The 16,177-nt window shown below is 40.4% G+C and carries 22 protein-coding genes and 1 pseudogene; 4 read left to right on the forward strand and 19 right to left on the reverse strand.

The window, feature by feature from the left end:
- Nucleotides 1–72: 72 nt before the first annotated feature.
- The 19 genes from ACVPON_RS06320 to ACVPON_RS06410 all read right to left on the reverse strand — a co-directional run bounded on the left by ACVPON_RS06320 (nt 73) and on the right by ACVPON_RS06410 (nt 10,307).
- On the reverse strand, nt 73–519 hold the full coding sequence (locus ACVPON_RS06320; protein ID WP_462877279.1) for a type II toxin-antitoxin system HicB family antitoxin: 447 nt from the start codon (nt 517–519) through the stop codon (nt 73–75).
- Between the two features lie 35 nt (nt 520–554).
- Entirely contained in the window at nt 555–734 is a 180-nt protein-coding gene (locus ACVPON_RS06325; protein WP_462877281.1) for a type II toxin-antitoxin system HicA family toxin, read from the reverse strand.
- A 178-nt stretch (nt 735–912) separates the two neighbouring features.
- Nucleotides 913–1,332, reverse strand: a complete 420-nt coding sequence (locus ACVPON_RS06330) for an ArpU family phage packaging/lysis transcriptional regulator (protein ID WP_462877283.1) — start codon at nt 1,330–1,332, stop codon at nt 913–915.
- Between the two features lie 299 nt (nt 1,333–1,631).
- Nucleotides 1,632–2,117, reverse strand: coding sequence for a hypothetical protein (locus tag ACVPON_RS06335; RefSeq protein WP_462877285.1), 486 nt, complete (start codon nt 2,115–2,117; stop codon nt 1,632–1,634).
- 92 nt (nt 2,118–2,209) lie between these two features.
- The gene (locus tag ACVPON_RS06340) at nt 2,210–2,830 is read right to left on the reverse strand and encodes a hypothetical protein (RefSeq protein WP_462877287.1); all 621 of its coding nucleotides are present in this window, start codon (nt 2,828–2,830) and stop codon (nt 2,210–2,212) included.
- A gap of 1 nt (nt 2,831) precedes the next feature.
- Nucleotides 2,832–3,065 carry a hypothetical protein gene (locus ACVPON_RS06345; RefSeq protein ID WP_462877289.1) on the reverse strand — a complete coding sequence of 78 codons (234 nt, stop codon included), beginning with the start codon at nt 3,063–3,065 and terminating at the stop codon, nt 2,832–2,834.
- Nucleotides 3,066–3,538: 473 nt separating this feature from the next.
- Nucleotides 3,539–4,975 (reverse strand): DNA primase family protein, encoded by a 1,437-nt coding sequence (locus ACVPON_RS06350; RefSeq protein WP_462877291.1) that lies wholly within the window; start codon nt 4,973–4,975, stop codon nt 3,539–3,541.
- Nucleotides 4,976–5,037: 62 nt separating this feature from the next.
- A complete protein-coding gene (locus ACVPON_RS06355; protein WP_462877293.1) occupies nt 5,038–5,916 on the reverse strand; it encodes a primase alpha helix C-terminal domain-containing protein in 879 nt (292 codons plus the stop codon).
- A 1-nt stretch (nt 5,917) separates the two neighbouring features.
- The gene (locus tag ACVPON_RS06360; RefSeq protein ID WP_462877295.1) at nt 5,918–6,061 is read right to left on the reverse strand and encodes a hypothetical protein; all 144 of its coding nucleotides are present in this window, start codon (nt 6,059–6,061) and stop codon (nt 5,918–5,920) included.
- The gene (locus tag ACVPON_RS06365) at nt 6,051–6,332 is read right to left on the reverse strand and encodes a hypothetical protein (protein ID WP_462877297.1); all 282 of its coding nucleotides are present in this window, start codon (nt 6,330–6,332) and stop codon (nt 6,051–6,053) included. The genes ACVPON_RS06360 and ACVPON_RS06365 overlap by 11 nt, the downstream gene beginning before the upstream one ends.
- Before the next feature lies 1 nt (nt 6,333).
- Nucleotides 6,334–6,660, reverse strand: coding sequence for a DNA-binding protein (locus ACVPON_RS06370; RefSeq protein WP_462877299.1), 327 nt, complete (start codon nt 6,658–6,660; stop codon nt 6,334–6,336).
- A 10-nt stretch (nt 6,661–6,670) separates the two neighbouring features.
- The gene (locus tag ACVPON_RS06375) at nt 6,671–6,877 is read right to left on the reverse strand and encodes a hypothetical protein (protein WP_462877301.1); all 207 of its coding nucleotides are present in this window, start codon (nt 6,875–6,877) and stop codon (nt 6,671–6,673) included.
- Nucleotides 6,874–7,038, reverse strand: a complete 165-nt coding sequence (locus tag ACVPON_RS06380) for a hypothetical protein (RefSeq protein ID WP_462877303.1) — start codon at nt 7,036–7,038, stop codon at nt 6,874–6,876. Before ACVPON_RS06380 ends, ACVPON_RS06375 begins: the two co-directional genes overlap by 4 nt.
- On the reverse strand, nt 7,031–7,297 hold the full coding sequence (locus ACVPON_RS06385; RefSeq protein WP_462877304.1) for a hypothetical protein: 267 nt from the start codon (nt 7,295–7,297) through the stop codon (nt 7,031–7,033). The genes ACVPON_RS06380 and ACVPON_RS06385 overlap by 8 nt, the downstream gene beginning before the upstream one ends.
- 9 nt (nt 7,298–7,306) lie before the next feature.
- Nucleotides 7,307–7,510, reverse strand: coding sequence for a hypothetical protein (locus ACVPON_RS06390; RefSeq protein ID WP_462877307.1), 204 nt, complete (start codon nt 7,508–7,510; stop codon nt 7,307–7,309).
- 713 nt (nt 7,511–8,223) lie between these two features.
- Nucleotides 8,224–8,511 carry a hypothetical protein gene (locus tag ACVPON_RS06395; protein WP_462877309.1) on the reverse strand — a complete coding sequence of 96 codons (288 nt, stop codon included), beginning with the start codon at nt 8,509–8,511 and terminating at the stop codon, nt 8,224–8,226.
- Nucleotides 8,512–8,718: 207 nt separating this feature from the next.
- Nucleotides 8,719–9,339, reverse strand: coding sequence for a Rha family transcriptional regulator (locus ACVPON_RS06400; protein ID WP_462877311.1), 621 nt, complete (start codon nt 9,337–9,339; stop codon nt 8,719–8,721).
- A 3-nt stretch (nt 9,340–9,342) separates the two neighbouring features.
- Nucleotides 9,343–10,065, reverse strand: coding sequence for a BRO family protein (locus ACVPON_RS06405; RefSeq protein ID WP_462877313.1), 723 nt, complete (start codon nt 10,063–10,065; stop codon nt 9,343–9,345).
- A gap of 11 nt (nt 10,066–10,076) precedes the next feature.
- Complete coding sequence (locus ACVPON_RS06410) at nt 10,077–10,307, reverse strand: helix-turn-helix domain-containing protein (RefSeq protein ID WP_462877315.1); 231 nt, start codon at nt 10,305–10,307, stop codon at nt 10,077–10,079.
- A gap of 143 nt (nt 10,308–10,450) precedes the next feature.
- Here ACVPON_RS06410 and ACVPON_RS06415 point away from each other — a divergent pair.
- From ACVPON_RS06415 to sdaAA, 4 genes and pseudogenes are all read left to right on the forward strand, one after another.
- Nucleotides 10,451–10,687: pseudogene (locus ACVPON_RS06415) on the forward strand (helix-turn-helix domain-containing protein); the annotation flags it as partial.
- 1,312 nt (nt 10,688–11,999) lie between these two features.
- Nucleotides 12,000–13,145, forward strand: a complete 1,146-nt coding sequence (locus ACVPON_RS06420) for a tyrosine-type recombinase/integrase (protein WP_462877317.1) — start codon at nt 12,000–12,002, stop codon at nt 13,143–13,145.
- Between the two features lie 94 nt (nt 13,146–13,239).
- On the forward strand, nt 13,240–13,911 hold the full coding sequence (gene sdaAB / locus ACVPON_RS06425) for an L-serine ammonia-lyase, iron-sulfur-dependent subunit beta (RefSeq protein ID WP_462877319.1): 672 nt from the start codon (nt 13,240–13,242) through the stop codon (nt 13,909–13,911).
- A 12-nt stretch (nt 13,912–13,923) separates the two neighbouring features.
- The gene (sdaAA, locus tag ACVPON_RS06430; RefSeq protein ID WP_462877321.1) at nt 13,924–14,799 is read left to right on the forward strand and encodes an L-serine ammonia-lyase, iron-sulfur-dependent, subunit alpha; all 876 of its coding nucleotides are present in this window, start codon (nt 13,924–13,926) and stop codon (nt 14,797–14,799) included.
- The last annotated feature ends 1,378 nt before the right edge of the window (nt 14,800–16,177 follow it).

Below are 16,177 nucleotides of genomic sequence, written 5' to 3' on the forward strand. Positions count from 1 at the left end.
AAGTCATGGAGTTACTACCAAAATATAACTCGGTGACAGAATGTCTGAATAATGTTTTTTAAAGCGAAATAACTATAATTTCTTATCTGCGATTGCTTCGGTGAGTGTTTGGGAGAAGTTCAAGCCTAATTCACGCCCTAGCTTATCCGCCCAACGCGGAATAGTTAGAGTTTTCTTTATAGGTTCTTGACTGCCTAAATAATCGGCGACATCTACCATAACCATAGAAATAAAAGATTTACTAGGGTCATAGATAAGCTCTATATCCTCATCATCACGGAAAGGGTTATTATCTGCTAAAGATAAGGTGTTAATAGGGGAAGGTGTGGGAATATCTCGCCCATTCTCGATGTAATGCGCAAGGCTGATTCCTAGCCAATCGCTAGCCATTGCCATAGCGTCTGCCATGTCCTCTCCTTGAGTTCCTGAATGCTCAAAATCTGGGAAGGTGACAAAGTAGGGCGCCCCTGTTTCGTCGGTATCATCATAGTAAAATAAAGCAGGATAAGTGACAAGCATAGTTTACCTCCGTTACTCTCAAAAGCAGAGGCGGACTAGATGCCCGCTTGCTTTCTTATTCCTCGTTCGGTGTACTTGTTTAGTTCACCATGTGGAACTGTGATAGGTCTTTCTCCTCGCTTCTCCATTTTGATATGGGAACCTTTACCGCCTTTAGTTTTTATCCAACCATTAGCGCTTAGGAGTTTTACCATTTCTTTTTGTGTCATAGGCATAGCGCTTTTACCTCCTGACAAGATTATTATATCACACGTGTTACACGTATTCAAGTAAAAATTCTACTATTTTTCAAAAATATACAAGTCATAAAAATCCCCTAAAATCACTTCTAACGGTTTTTAGTCTATCTGTGGTGATTTATCAGACAAGCTAAAAGAACGGCTGAAACCTAGCTTAATTTGAATCTGACAACGTTTCAAGCACTCCATTTCTGTATTGTTTGGCGAACTCTAGCAAAGCAACCTTTTTCAAGTTATGATATTGACGTGCTTCGATTGCTTTATACGGCTTGTACTTGCTTTTTATCCTCGGACGTACTTGCTCAATCGGTTTGCGTTCTAGATAATTCAATATCAATAATTGGCGCAACCTGGTGTCATTGATAGAATTGATTGCCGATTTTATGGCGTTCAATTCTTGCTGTGCGGTCTCTCGGTTAATCTCTAACTGCTCTACACGTTGAAAGTCCTCGCCCTCTGTCTGTAGAATATAATCATCTGTATAAGCTAAAGCGTCATCTTGAGCGACCCTCTGCCACCTCTCGAACTCTTTTAGTTTTCGATTAGCGTATTTTCTAGCTTGCTTCTTGTTCATTGATTGCCCTCCTTTGTGATATAATAGATTTACCAGTTATTATTCACAAGGAGTCAGTACACGCTGGCTTTTTTTGCAATTTTTCTCGGCGTTCGCTCGGAGTTCATGAAAGATTTTCTCGAGCTTCGCTCGAGGTTCGATTCCTGAAATCGTGCTTTTCAACTCCCCGTACCTAGCCTAAACCTCACCAGTTTTTTCAATTCTCTGTACCTTTGTAAAACCTTAGTGATTTGAGGAACTATTGTTATTTATTTGTTTTGCAAAACTGCACCCGCGTTCCAAAAAAAAGTCACGATTTGTCACACTCCCCAATAACTATCCCCCTTGTCCAGATACTTCATAAATTTCCGCCAATGCTTCAAGTAGGTGGTTAATCTCATGCGTTTAGGACGCTTTGGAAACTTGTCAAACATGTAGCCACCTAGTTTGGGGGTGTAGTTTGGTTGTATTTTCCTAGCTTCTCTCAAAGCTCGCTCCCAGTAGTAAGTACAATCTGTTTTAGTTCGGTTTAGCGTATCCCTGTGAATGTCTTGACAAGTTCCGCAAGCGTAGAGCGTAGAGACCTTATACATCACTCTGCACCGTCTGCCACATTGAGGACAAGAAAAGAAATAGCGATAGCCTCCTTTTGTACCTGGTATTCGCTCAAGGGGAAAGGTGTTCATACCGTATCTGATAATCAGTTCCTCCAAGTCAACCTCTATAGATTTTGTCTTGATTTTGCTTGTCTCCATTTTCTTCAAAGGTCGGATAAATCCTTCAATACTTATTCTAGTTACTTTCATTTTCTAGTTACTCCCTATATATGCTGAAACACCCAAATCTATTTACTTAATCCATTATAGCAAAAAAAGAAGAGGCGCGTGCCTCCTCTCGTTTAGGTATAATCATGTAGCCCCTTGTATTCTTTGGCTACGTCCAACTCTTTCAATAGCTCTAAAGCGCCATTATCAAGTATTCCTAGCGTACCCTCTGCGGTCGTACTATTTAGGGGTATTGGTTCATCAGCTAGCAATCGCTCCGTATAATCAAGCAACTCCAGCTCATAATTAGCTACTAACTCTACTAAGCCCTCATGGCTTTTTTCTTTGAGTTGTTTTACACGCGCATTGATGTAGCTTTTTTCGATATCGTTGTTCATTCCTTGGTTCTCCATTGGTTTATAAGTTAACTCTCCACTCTCCAACATGTAAGGGATTGATTCTAGGCAATTCCAAACGGCAAACGAAAGCCCCTCGAACTGTTCACGGTCTGCTTCTGGTAGTTTATCTCGATAGTCCTGTACCATTTCCGCAAGGTCGAGGGTCTCCTCTACCCACTTCTTGAACTCTGCTAGGGTCATGGGTTTTGTTACCTCTAAGCGCTTGATAAATTCGGAAAAACTCTCCTTATTCAATGCGTCGTATCGTTCGCCTGTCTTTAAGTTCACCCATTGAGAAGTTTTCCCTTTTTTATTAAAACTCCCCCAAGTGTCATTGATTTTATGAATGTTTTGCATTTTAGTTCTCCTTTTTGTATGTACTTGCAATTCGTTCCAGGTTCTCGGTCAAGTCATGGTCTGCTTCATATTCCGCAACTAGTCGCCAACCTGCAGGTAGTTCAGTTAGTTCCACCTCAACGGCAGGACGTGAATACAAGCCAATAATGTAGCCTTGTATTCCTAGCTTGATGTTCTTGATAGTGTCAAAATTCTTTGCGCCTGTCTGATAGCGGTAGTGGTTAGATTTCGCCATATGGTTTCTCCTTATACACGACCATTGCGGTGTAAAGAGGTTCGTTATCGGGTGTGACAGTTGTTGTTGAATATTGTATCGATTGAAACTGGTCTCGGTGGGTTTCAAGCCATGTGTTGATTCTAGATTCTAATTTGTGCAAATATTGACTACTAAAAAATTGTACTTTCATGTGTTTTTTCCTCCGTTTTTTAAATTTATGTAAAATGTAGCAGTTGTTTAGAAAAAGAAGTGCTACACCCAAAAACCTTGTGGCATTAGGGTTTCAGCCCTCTAAGTACCAATGTAGCAGTTGTTTGAAAAAAATGTCCGAAATATATATATAGCTATATATTTTGTTTCTCCCTATATCTTAAATAAAAAACAACTGCACAAGTGCTACAAAAGAGCGAAAAACCTTGTCATTATTGGCTTTTCTATGTAGCGCTTCTCGCAAAATAGGTGCTACAAGAACTGCTACAACTGCTACATTTTTATTTATTTTTCTCTACTAAACTTTGAGGGGTCTCAGTATAATCTGTTAGGGTCAAAGGATACGGGAACGCTTTGGCTTCTTCCTTTTTTAGCCGTCCCCGTTTCAACGAATAACTATCCCCTGTATGATTTTGTAGGGATTTCACAAAATACTTCCCAAACCCGTATGGGATATTGGCAGATAGGTCATTTTCTGCTAAAAAAGTAATATACTCGCTTTTTATCCATTTGAGGGGTACTCTCGTAATCAGATGTAAGCCTCGTTCTGTATAATCATCTTCAACGAATGCGACAAGATAGTCATTCTCTTTCTTGTACTTCTTCAGCTCTTCCTGCACCACTTTAGGCTCGATAAACTTATCAAAAGCTGGCATATTCAGGATCCTAAATAGCACCCACTCCAAAAGCTCTCTATCCTTTAGAAATTCATTCTTAATCTCGGGACGCTCTACTTGACCGTTGAAATCCGCATTGAATGGAACGATACACAAACGACGATACCAGCCTTGTGATTTGTTCCGCGCACGTGGTAAATCATTTCCCGAGAAGAGACAGAACAGCTTCAAACTCAACTCAAAAGGCTGTTGGTGCTTGGGATTGATTGTGATAGTCTCCCCTGTGACAATACTCATCAAGTCAGACACTTCATCGATGTACTTGTTGGAAATATCGTCACCAATGTTACAAACCTTGCCAGCTAAGCTACTTAGTTGATGTCCCTCAAACTGGTCGGGTCTCAAAGTTGAAACTTTATCAACACCTATCAAGTTAATTAGCAGGCTTTGAAATGTTCCCTTACCATTGTTCCCGTATCCCAGGAGTATCGCGAGCTTTCCTCTCGTGCGGTTGGGATTGATGGCTTCGTTCATAATCTGCCATAGAAGCGCGACGACTTCAACATCACCGCAAGCGATACTCTCCAACCACTTATCAAAATCAAACCACCCTGCAAGAATAGGCTTTCTAGCTGCTGCATTGTACTGTGTGTTGATTTTGCTAGTGATTGCATACTGAGGAGAAAAAGCGAGTAACTTTTTTGTTTTTAGGTTGAACATGCCATTGGCCACAGGTATGAGGTCGGGATTTTCAAACGGCTTTATCATCTTGGTACTTGTCCGGATAAATGCCCGAGTGTCCGCCCAAGCTCTAGGCTTTAGCCTGCTGTCAAATTTCGCACATAAGCGATTGAACAAGTCCACGCTGTCCGTATATAGCCCTGTGTCATAGTTATACACATACAAGGGGCTTTTATCTGTCACGTCACCCCTGCCGATAAAGGCAAAGTGACAAACCGCTTTTAGATTTTTTGCAATATCTTTCGGCTCGGGAATAGGGACAACAACTTTTTCATTCTTCTGACCCTCGTTCACGATGTACTTGTGTTCCTCTCTCCACAATGCGCCTAGTTCGTACAAGGTATTGTACAATTCTTTCATGCTCGCAGGCTCTGAAAAGTCCGCTACTGCTTGCGCCTGTTCAAGTTCTGCTTGTAAGTTTTCTACTTCGATAATCCTAATCCTCTCTTTCTGATTTCTGTTTTTACGATGCTTTCAAAGGTTCGTTCCAGTTCATCATCTGCCAAGGGGGCAGACGTCACACTATTTGCTATTTGAGTTAGTTCCCACGCTGTCGGGACATCACAACGGACGTACTGACCTATTAAAGCGCCCACGAAACGAGTTACCGCTATGTTTCGTCCTCCCTCATCTCCAAAACCGTTTAGCAGAGTGTCTATAATGCGCATAGTCATTGAGGGTTGTCCAGCTCTCCTAGGCTTGTATTCAGTCTTCATAGGTTTGGCTGGTGCGCGTGCTAGAACTGCTTCAACGGGGTAATCCCGTCCACGATTTACGATTTTCTGATATTCCGCTGGGTCACCAGTAGTGACGGGTAAGCCCTGCAATTGCGACCATGTGAAGCTAGAACGGTCAAAGGGTAGCCCAATTTTGTCGGCTATCTCTTTGACTACTTGGCAATAGCTTGCCTCGTTCATCACCTTGTCAGGCTTCACTACAAGGCGATAGCGGGGCTTTTCTGCCGTGTGTTTAATGGTCGGGTATAAGATGTAGGAGTAGCCAAATAAGGCGCTAGAAACGGCTTGTATAAACTCTTTCGACGCGCTTTCAATGTCATCATAATCCAGAAAAATCAAATCACGATAGATAAGGTTGTCATTATTGCGCTTGTAGCTCCCGTTCTTCTCAGCTTTTAGCTTACCGCTGATACAGTAAGGGGCATCTGTTCGCTTGTATTCTTCAATATCAATGCCTTTAGGCACTGCTATAGGCTTAAACTGTGCGATATACTCAAACGGTTCTAGCTTATCAAACGGATAGACCGCATTGCCTCTGAAACCTTTAGCTTGATAAAGTACCATATTAGCCCCTCCGTTTCTTTTTTAATTTCTTTAATCTCTGCCGTTCCTTGACCTGTTCAAAAGTTAGTTGCCTGTCTTTTGTCTTACTTTCTTGACCAATCCGCAACCCTTGTAGTGCTGGGTGCTTTAGATGTTTACCGCCCATTCTCCACCCCCAAAAAAATCAGAATATCTTTTATTCTATAGTACACTTTTCGAGTATCCTCAAGCGGTGGCTGATAGCGTTTCAAGCCTGTGTCCTCCCATTTCTGCAAAGTGTTCCAGCTTATCTCTAGTTCATTTTGTACCTCTTGGGCAGTTATCAACCCCAATACTCGAGGCTTGGGCTTGTTGTAGTGTTCCAGAAAGGTATTGACTGCTGAAAGGTTCTGCTCTAGTAGTCGTTGTTCATATCCTGTACTAAAAATACCGTCCATACTAGCCCCCTTTCAAGTATTTGTCTTGTTCATTCAAATTGCCATACTTAATCACCTCAAGGCGCTTCTGTTCTTCGGTGACTTGCTTATCAAGCTCTATCATGCCCTGGAAGCGTTCTGCGTCATTGGTTGGAAAGTAGTAGCCTGGGTTGTGTCCTCTAACGTTACCGATAGGGATTTTATAGCGAGTGGTCAGCAGTTGCACAATTTCCCGTATCGTCCGTTCATTTAGCCCAGTTATTTGTTGTATTTCTCGATTCGTGATAGGTCGCTCGCTACCTGTTGGGATAAGCTCTAGCACGCGCCTATAGTTTTTTGGCAATGTCATTCAGTACCTCCTAATTGTAATACCGCCCTTGGGCTTGAATATAAGCCCCATAGTTGGCATTTTGTAGCTTCTTGGTATCTTTACCCTCTGGCTCGTTTTGGGGCTTCATATCAAGCTGAAAATAGCCCAGATTGCGCCATAGAAAGATGTTCACAATTGCTAGGACAATCACCAAGACTAGCTTCTGTTCCATTGGTAAGTTGAGTTCATCTATCATAATTTTTCCCTCTCTTCCAACTTATTGACTAGCTGTTTGATAGCCCGTTGCATAACGTTCAAAGCTGAATAGATGTTATTTGGCTCCCCGTCAACGATTGCTAGGTCTGAAATTGCTACAAGGTCTATTAGTTGTGCTTTTACGTCGTCATAATCAATCATTGTGTGATTCCTCCATTGCTTGGTTAATAAGCGCCCTGTGCTCATGAGATAGACTGTCTAAGCGACACATTGCTAGGTTAAGCAGTGCGAATTGTGACTCCCGCTCCTCTAAAAAACAACTGATAGCAACCGGGTTTTGATAGTCAATTCTTTTATTCATATAGTTGTAAAGAATATCCATGCTTTTACGAACCTCGTCTACATAGTTCAATAAATTTTCATATTCAGTTAATACATCGATTTTCTCCATGGTTTTCATTGTCTCTCCTTATCTCTGTTCGTTATCTTCAATCAAGCAATGCAAGTGCTGGAATGCAAGATATGCAAGAGTATAATTCTCTTCTTGACCTAGTAGATAGCCTGTTCTTTGTTCGGGTGCGGTGGTAGCATTATCTAAATAATCAACTACATAACCCAAGGCACTTTTGATAATTTTCAATTCTGATACTAATTCTTGTATTGATGTTGTCATTTTCCTGTTTTTTGAGTACACAAAAAGCGTACTCCCTTTCTTCTGTAATTTTTTGGTTCACAAAATAGAGTACGCATGTTATAATATTTACGTACCTACTTTGTGGGTCGTCGGACTTGTTACACTGTCGGATTGGCGTTTGAGAGTGTAGCAGGTCTTTCTTTTTATCTTGTAAGGTTCTCAAAGGCTTTTCTCAAAGTCTCGGGTTTAGTCAAGTTATTTTCTTCAGCATACTTATTCAGCTTGCTGTCTAACTCTTCACTAACCCTTACCGTTAATTTAACAGTATTTGAGTTTTTTCCCTTTGGTCGTCCTACTCGTTTTTTGGTGTCGGTCATTGAGTTCATCACTCCTTTCATGTCGACAAGAACTATTATAGTTTATGTCGTCAATAATTGTCAACCCCTAAACTTTAAAAATTTTTTGCGTACTCTATTTTCAAAGGTCATTTATTATCCAATCATTTTTCTGCGGTAGCATGTTTCACAAATTTGTGATATAATAAAGTCACTAAAACCCCTCTAACAATGGCTTGCCTGCTTTGTTATTGTGTTTTAGTTTGTGTGTGAAAAGGCTTGAGAGTTTGGTCGCTCGCTAAGCCTTTTTTGTTGTCGATTTTTAACGGCTATCATAGCCGTTTTCAGCTCTCATTCTCTCCGCTGGTATATTTACCCTCGGGAGAGGTTTGAAGTCGCTAGAAGTAATAAATTTCTTTACTCTGTGACCTTAAAACGTGCCTTAGCTCGTTCACTTATTTCTCTCCTTTGTTCATCAGTTAAAATTTTTGGGGGTCTTGCAAATGGGCTGACCGTTCCGTTTGCCATTTTGGTACGAATATAGACGCGATTCCCTCGCTCGTCGAATTCTTCGGCTAGTATCTCGTATAGCTCGATACGCTTTTCAATCTTTGTAATATGTCTACGGACACTTGTTTCAAATGTCCAACTATCGTCTAGCTCGTCATAACTGATAACAGTTTCCCGTTCTTCTGGTAGATACATTTTTCTCCTTTCTCGTAGTCTCTACAGTCGTTTTAGAGAGTTGTTTTGGTCTAAGGTTTATTTACCCTAGGAGAGTATTTCAGCTCCGTTTTCGTGCGTTCTATGCTTCTCTGTCATGCGTAGAATTGATTCTGCACTCTCCAGCAGAGAATGCCCACGTCAAGAGCTTAAAAATCGCGGTCAATATTCCTATGGTTGTTCCTCCTCTCACGCGCCACTAGGGCTTTTTCTTTTGAATACCATTGTCTTGATGTCGTGGTAGGTCATGCCTAGCTGTATCATCGCGATAGCCATATCCTCTAAGGCTTGGTATCTGACTAGCTCGCTACTGGTTAGGCTATCAATACCATTGTATCCACCACGTTCAGCCATGAGTTGCCTCTTGTTCATGCCGCTAGCACCTTTCAGCAATAGGTTGGTAACCGTTGAATGCGCGTGCTTTGGCGCTTGTTCCCAGTTCTCAATCGCTTCATGCAATTCTCTGCGCTTTGGCTTTTCTAGCGCTCTCTGTAGCTTGAAATTGGCTAGCTCGTCCCGCATTTCAAAGAATGCTCTGACTAGGTTCTCTTTGAATGTTGCGACCTGCTCAGTATTCTTCAAGAATGTTATGAGTAGGGTCGCTTGTTGCTCGTTCAGAATATAGTCACGTACATTCTGCCCAGATTTTGAAGGTGAAATTTTAAATGTCACCTTTCCGAAATGCTCCAAGCGTTCTTTATGTTTGTTAATCAGTACCTTCAAATGCCTGTGTTTTACCTCTGCACACTCTGCAATAATACTGCTCAATGTATACGGCTCTTTTCGTCCGTCCATGTAAACTAGTTCCATTGCCTAACCTCCAATCACTGCCACCAGCTTAGCCACCCGCTCAAGACCTGCGGTGATGTCTGCTAAGTTGTCCATATCCTGCACCTCGGCAATCTTATTCTTGATATAGGTTAGGTCGCTGATACCTGGTAGAGGCTCTGTAGTTGGTTGGTCTTGAATGAGTTCACCCTGCACGTAGTAGCCCTGCTGTCTGATTTCTTTTAAGATTTGCTTGACCGCTTTCTTGAACTCTTTGGCTATTGGTTTACGTGATTGGAATAGCACTTCATAGAGTCCCTGCTCTGTTAAGAACCAAGTTTTTTGAATACCTCCAGGGGTCGGAATATTCTTCCGTTCCTTTTCATCTTCATCTACCGATTGCAAAAATTTATTCATACTTGCTACTGAATAATCAATCATATTAGCCACGTCCTTAGCTCTAAACCAAGGTACTTGAGTGTCTCCGTAGATGTCCAACGGCTGTCCGTGAAAATTGGTAGTAGTAACTACCTGCATTATTTGCCCTGTTGTATCATCAAAAATACTTACCTGCGTTGTCATGTTCTGTTTTACCTCTCTGTACAACTTGTTTAGCTTCTGCCTGCTTTTTTCGTTGGGCTTGTTTTTACCTTGCCACCATTTGCCAACTGTCCTAGGGTCTGTTCCTATTCGTTGACCAATGGCTACAAGATTCAGCCCGTAGTCATTGCGTAGCTCGTCAATGACTTTGCTGTAGTTTCTTCTCATTGCTTGCCTTTCTATTTTTCTGGGATTGGTAGTTCTATTTTTTTCGTACTATCTCCTAAAAAAATATCATCTAGCTTCACTTGATACAGCACAGATAGTTCTTTTAGCAACTCAAAAGGAATTAAAGTACTATCTTTTTCGTACTTTGAGATGGTCTGAAAATTCTTGCCTACCTTTTTAGCTACTTGTCGCAAGGTCAAACCTGCGTTCACTCGACACGCTTTTAGTGTCCATTGCGTCATATTCTTTTAGCTCCTTTCAAAAAGTGATAAAACGATAGTACTATTTTTTTCGTACCTTGTCAATAGTTTTTGAAAAAAATATTATTTTTTTCGTACTTTGTCGCTTTTTATGTTATAATACTCTCAAGAAAGGAGTGAACGCTATGGCAAAAAATAGCCCTCAAGATTTGGAAAATAGAGAGTATTTTTCTAACAATCTCAATAGAATCATGGCTGAAAAAGGAGTACGTCAAATAGATTTACACGATAAGACAGGCATTCCAAAAAGCACTATAACGGGATATGTAAAAGGACGCTCAATGCCCACAGCGGGAAACCTACAAAAAATCGCCGATTTTCTAAACGTAAAAAAATCAGATTTAGACTTACGATTTAGCTCTGAGGGGGAAAAGCTAAAACTTGAAACAGCAGACATCTGGGTGAATACCATGATAGAAATTATTGATTCGGAAGCTCTTTGTAAAATTGAGGGTGCAGAAGATAAAGATGTTATGCAAAATATGACAGACTATTTTCAAAAGATAGCCCGTATAGGATTTGAGTTTATCGGTGCTTTTGAGGAGGGGAAAAGCAAAAAAGAAGCAGAGACAATGCTATTAGAAAAATACAGTGTTACAGACCTAAACCTAGCCTTGTTATTTCTAAAAAATTTGACAGCTAAACTAAATTCAAAAGACTAACCAGTTCAATTTGAGTAACAGCTCACCCACGCGCAGTCCTTGCTGTCTCAGACACTCCTAGAAGCTCTCATACGTGATTAGCCACTCAGTGGGTATCTTTACCCTATCGTTGATGGTTTACCCTCTCAGTGGCTCTCTGGTGGACGTGTGGATGTGAAAAAACTCAACTTTTCTCAAGAGTTGAAAAAAGTTAACATTAGTTAACAGCAAAAAAAACTTAACATTTCCTAACAGTTGAAAAAGTCAACAAAAGTCAAGCGGTTTATTTTAGGAATACCTAAATGCGACCATGTGGACGTATTTGGGAGCTGGTTAGCTATTTTCATCATCTGCGCGTGGACAGCCAACAGTTCCCTGTACTTCATCAGTAAGGAGTTACAACTGCAAACTATGAAAAAGGTAATACTCTAGGAAGCTCTACGGTGGCATATGAATACTAGAAAAGTCCATTTTCGCTGATTTTGGCATTCTAGGAATATCTAAAAAGACCTAGTGAAATATAAAGTAATTGACAACCTACCGGGGATCTATGTTATAATAGCTATAACAGTAAGAAATGTATGTCATGAGCATACAAAAAGCCCCCAGCGTTGCCTCGCTGAGGGTTTTCTTTTGGCTCGGAAGCCCTAGGGGTTATTTATTGCGTGAGTTGAGCCAATACTCAAACAATGCTGTCAGGATAGCGGCTAGCAAAGGTGCAATAAATACGGTAAGAAATGTTGTCATAAGCATTTCACCCCCTTTCTATCCCAAGAGGGCTACAATAGTATACCAAAATACCGCACATCAGACAACGCATTTTCAAGCCCTCTACGGCATTCTGTCCTACATTAGCATAATTAGCAACCTACTCCAAAACAAACGAAAATAGGGCTATTCTCGTAACACTCAGACACAAAAAAGCCAGCACTGCTCGTACTGACTGCGATTACATCTAATTACATTGTACCACAAATCATCATGATATAAAACCCCTCTAACAATGGCTTGCCTGCTGATGGAAAGGTATATCATGAAAATAACAGAACACAAAAAGAAAAATGGTACTACTGTGTACCGTGCTAGTGTCTATCTGGGAGTAGACCAGGTAACGGGTAAGAAAGTAAAAACCACTGTATCGGGAAGAACCAAGAAAGAGGTTAGCCAAAAGGCGAGGCATGCGCAACTGGATTTTGATAAGAGCGGGGCGACAGTCTACAAGACGGTAAAAGTTGCCAATTATAAAGAGTTAGCAAAGTTATGGCTTGAAAGCTACAAGCTAACCGTAAAACCTCAAAGCTACCACGATACCTACTTTTTATTCAAAAAGCACCTACTGCCAACGTTTGGTAGTTTGAAATTAGACAGTATCACCCCTGCGTTCATACAATACTTTGTAAATAACTTATCGAAAGAGCTGGTAAATTTTAAAACAATCCATTCAATCAATCGGCGCATTCTTCAGTATGCTGTTGTTATGCAGTTACTTCCATATAACCCAGCCCGGGATATTATCCTACCTGCTCAGCAAAAAGAAGGACGCCAGGCTATCAAGTTCATCGCTCCCGAGGATTTGAAAACCTTTATGGAGTATGTGGAAGCATTATCCCACCAAAAATATAGCTATTATTTTGATTATGTTCTATACAGTGTTCTGCTAGCCACTGGTTGCCGTTTTGGAGAAATAATAGCCCTCAAATGGTCTGATATTGACCTAGAGACAAGGAAAATCAGTATCACCAAAGCGTATAACCGCATTGTAAAGCACATAGGAAGCCCGAAGAGCAAAGCAGGGATAAGAACAATCAGCATAGATAAAAAAACGGCTCTCATACTCAAACAGTATCAGAACCGCCAACGGCTGATATTCTTAGAAGTCGGGGATCGTTCTCCGTCCGTGGTATTTGCTACGCCAACGAAAGAGTACCAAAACTTGGCTACTAGACAAGTTGCGCTAGACCGATACTGTAGAGAGGCTGGTGTCCCTCGCTTTACCTTTCATGCTTTCCGACACACTCACGCTAGTTTATTGCTGAACGCTGGCATAACTTACAAAGAACTACAATATCGTCTAGGTCATGCCAATATAACCATGACGTTAGATGTCTATTCTCATCTATCCAAAGACAAAGAAAATGAAGCTGTTTCCTATTTTGAAAAAGCTATCAATTCTCTCTAGTCCACAAAAAGGTGAACAAATTTATATTTTTTAGAGTGTAAACCTCTGAAAAATCCTATTATATCAACATTTTCAAGGGGTAAAATAGAACATTATGACAAATTTAAAGTTTCAATCCGTATTCGACATTATCGGCCCCGTTATGATTGGTCCGTCATCTAGCCATACAGCCGGAGCTGTTCGTATCGGCAAAATCGTCTCCTCTATCTTTGGAGAGACACCTACAGAGGTCGAATTTCAACTCTACAATTCATTTGCTAAAACCTACCGGGGACATGGAACCGATGTTGCGCTAGTAGCCGGCATCTTAGGAATGGATACTGATGATCCTCGCATTCCAGATTCTCTTGATATTGCTCGAGAAAGAGGAATAAAGGTCTATTGGAAAATCAATAAGGATAGCAATAGCCCACATCCCAATACGACCCGTATTATCATCAAAAATGATGCCAAAACCATTTCTGCAACAGGGGTATCGATTGGCGGAGGAAATATCCAAGTAACGGAGTTAAACGGCTTTGCAGTGAATCTCAATATGAACACACCAACCATCATCATTGTCCACCAAGATGTGCCTGGAATGATTGCGAAAGTGACAGATATTCTTTCAAAAAATGAAATCAATATTGCACAGATGAATGTAACCCGTGAAAGTGCTGGAGAAAAAGCAATTATGATTATTGAGGTTGATTCCAGACAATGCGGGAACTCCATTACTGAAATTGAAAAGATTCCACATTTACACAATGTCAACTTCTTTAACTAGAAAGAGAAAACGATGTTTTATACAATTGAAGAACTAATTACACAGGCTACTGAAAGATTTTCAGGAAATGTGGCTGAACTGATGATTGAAACTGAAATCGAACTCACTGGACGCTCTCGCGAGGAAATATTGACAATTATGTCAAGAAACTTGACAGTCATGAAATCTTCTATTGTAGATGGTCTATCTGAAAGTAAATCAGTATCTGGGCTGACAGGAGGTGATGCCGCCAAGCTCGAACGCTATCTCCAGTCTGGTAAAACCCTAGCAGATAAAACGATTCTCTCTGCTGCCCGTAACGCCATCGCTGTTAATGAATTGAATGCCAAAATGGGACTTGTCTGCGCCACACCTACTGCTGGGTCTGCCGGTTGCCTGCCTGCTGTTTTAGGAGCCGCTATTGATAAACTTGATTTAACAGAAAAAGAACAGCTTGACTTTCTCTTTACAGCAGGAGCTTTTGGACTTGTCATCGCAAATAACGCTTCCATTTCTGGAGCAGAAGGAGGCTGTCAGGCAGAGGTTGGATCCGCTGCAGCTATGTCTGCTGCTGCCCTCACCTTAGCCGCAGGCGGAAACGCCTTTCAAGCCAGCCAGGCTGTTTGTTTTGTCATTAAAAATATGCTTGGTCTAATCTGCGATCCGGTTGCTGGGCTTGTTGAAGTCCCTTGCGTTAAACGCAATGCCATGGGAGCAAGCTATGCACTCGTTGCAGCGGATATGGCGCTAGCAGGAATCGAGTCAAAAATTCCTGTAGACGAGGTCATTCTTACTATGTACCAAGTCGGATCGAGCCTTCCAACTGCCTTTCGAGAAACAGCAGAAGGTGGACTTGCCATCACTCCGACTGGAAAATGCCTCGCTCAGCACATCTTTGGAAATGACTAGGAATTAAGAAATTTTAATGAAAGAGAGACCTTTCTCGTCCCTCTTACTCACACTACTGTGCATACTAGTCTAAGCCTTTTGACAACTTATTCTAAGTAATTACTGACTTTGAACGATCCTACTCAAGTAAGAAGTCATGTGTTAGGCTTCAAAATCGTTCCAACGAAAGCAAAGGAGCCCACAAAAGTGATGCCCCTTTTTAGTATAAGAAGAGAAACTTTATGCTAGTCCCCAACTTAATCGTTTTTCCTCTAGGTATTTTGCATCCTATTTCTATTTAGGAAAACTATGATTTCGCTATCCTATCTTTCAATGGTTAAAATTAGAGGTACAACGTATCTGCTATATACTCATTTCGTTTATCTTTTATTACTTCAACGATTGTGGAAACTCCGTTTCTCTATTTCCAATTTCCTGCTTATTCTCCAGAATTGAAGCCTATTGAGCAAACCTGAGCTAATTTAAAGGAGAAAGTGAGGGAATGACTAAGAAAACAGGGCTCTGTGTGGGAAGTTTTGGAATTCTGTTTATAAACTAAATGACTGTATCAAATTTTTGTTATTTTTTCCAAAAAAGTAAACGTTTATGCTGTTTTGACAAACCTATCGGTTCATCAAAACGCAAACGCTCCTTCCGAGAGATTCTTGCAGAGAGCTAATCGTGCGAACCAACGCACGAAAAAGCACCCTCACAAAAGAATGCTAAAATCATTTTATGGTAGTTTTTGTCGGTTTAAAATATAAAACTATAAAAATTGAAATTCTAATCCCCTACCAAAATTTTTTACCTCGAGCTCATAAGCCCATTAAAAATATGTTGTCCAAGAGCATCCAAACCACTGTAAATAAACCAACCTAGTATGATAGATGCACAAACAATAGAAAAAGAAAGTAATATAAAACCGTATCTTTCAATTTTAAAATTCATATTATCCCTATCCAAATAAACTAATATAAACTAATCGTTCCATTTTGACTAAATGGACGTCTGTAGTAAGTAGCAAAACCAGAAGTATAACTTACACTAAATCCAGCTCCAGCCAACTCTGCTTTTGCACTTGCACTAACACTTGAATCAACAGTAGCTACTAGGGTACCATTGTAAGCATATTTAATACTGATTGATTATAGTCGTCAATATACTTTGATAAACCAGATTGACCCCAATTGATTATCGTCATTTCATAGCCAACAACTGAAAATTAATTATCTTTTTTAATTTTAATAATAATCTTTATCAATAACGATAAACGTAAACATACTCCAATAAAAATGTTATAAAAATCAGTAATATTTTCATTACACAATTATTCCTAGTATAACTAAAAAGAAACCCAAAAATTTATCTTTACTATTCATAATTTTAACCTCTTTTTCGA

It is taken from the genome of Streptococcus sp. 1F3 (assembly GCF_054968985.1).

Coding starts and splice junctions, on each gene's coding strand:
- ACVPON_RS06420 (WP_462877317.1), top strand. CDS start 12,000: ATGAAAATAACAGAACACAAAAAGAAAAATGGTACTACTGTGTACCGT.
- ACVPON_RS06355 (WP_462877293.1), bottom strand. CDS start 5,916: ATGGTACTTTATCAAGCTAAAGGTTTCAGAGGCAATGCGGTCTATCCG.
- ACVPON_RS06350 (WP_462877291.1), bottom strand. CDS start 4,975: ATGAAAGAATTGTACAATACCTTGTACGAACTAGGCGCATTGTGGAGA.
- sdaAA (WP_462877321.1), top strand. CDS start 13,924: ATGTTTTATACAATTGAAGAACTAATTACACAGGCTACTGAAAGATTT.
- ACVPON_RS06345 (WP_462877289.1), bottom strand. CDS start 3,065: ATGGCGAAATCTAACCACTACCGCTATCAGACAGGCGCAAAGAATTTT.
- ACVPON_RS06400 (WP_462877311.1), bottom strand. CDS start 9,339: ATGGAACTAGTTTACATGGACGGACGAAAAGAGCCGTATACATTGAGC.
- ACVPON_RS06340 (WP_462877287.1), bottom strand. CDS start 2,830: ATGCAAAACATTCATAAAATCAATGACACTTGGGGGAGTTTTAATAAA.
- ACVPON_RS06320 (WP_462877279.1), bottom strand. CDS start 519: ATGCTTGTCACTTATCCTGCTTTATTTTACTATGATGATACCGACGAA.
- ACVPON_RS06365 (WP_462877297.1), bottom strand. CDS start 6,332: ATGGACGGTATTTTTAGTACAGGATATGAACAACGACTACTAGAGCAG.
- ACVPON_RS06385 (WP_462877304.1), bottom strand. CDS start 7,297: ATGAAAACCATGGAGAAAATCGATGTATTAACTGAATATGAAAATTTA.
- ACVPON_RS06330 (WP_462877283.1), bottom strand. CDS start 1,332: ATGAACAAGAAGCAAGCTAGAAAATACGCTAATCGAAAACTAAAAGAG.
- ACVPON_RS06410 (WP_462877315.1), bottom strand. CDS start 10,307: ATGACGCAATGGACACTAAAAGCGTGTCGAGTGAACGCAGGTTTGACC.
- ACVPON_RS06395 (WP_462877309.1), bottom strand. CDS start 8,511: ATGTATCTACCAGAAGAACGGGAAACTGTTATCAGTTATGACGAGCTA.
- ACVPON_RS06375 (WP_462877301.1), bottom strand. CDS start 6,877: ATGATAGATGAACTCAACTTACCAATGGAACAGAAGCTAGTCTTGGTG.
- ACVPON_RS06380 (WP_462877303.1), bottom strand. CDS start 7,038: ATGATTGATTATGACGACGTAAAAGCACAACTAATAGACCTTGTAGCA.
- sdaAB (WP_462877319.1), top strand. CDS start 13,240: ATGACAAATTTAAAGTTTCAATCCGTATTCGACATTATCGGCCCCGTT.
- ACVPON_RS06335 (WP_462877285.1), bottom strand. CDS start 2,117: ATGAAAGTAACTAGAATAAGTATTGAAGGATTTATCCGACCTTTGAAG.
- ACVPON_RS06405 (WP_462877313.1), bottom strand. CDS start 10,065: ATGAGAAGAAACTACAGCAAAGTCATTGACGAGCTACGCAATGACTAC.
- ACVPON_RS06325 (WP_462877281.1), bottom strand. CDS start 734: ATGCCTATGACACAAAAAGAAATGGTAAAACTCCTAAGCGCTAATGGT.
- ACVPON_RS06370 (WP_462877299.1), bottom strand. CDS start 6,660: ATGACATTGCCAAAAAACTATAGGCGCGTGCTAGAGCTTATCCCAACA.
- ACVPON_RS06390 (WP_462877307.1), bottom strand. CDS start 7,510: ATGACAACATCAATACAAGAATTAGTATCAGAATTGAAAATTATCAAA.
- ACVPON_RS06360 (WP_462877295.1), bottom strand. CDS start 6,061: ATGGGCGGTAAACATCTAAAGCACCCAGCACTACAAGGGTTGCGGATT.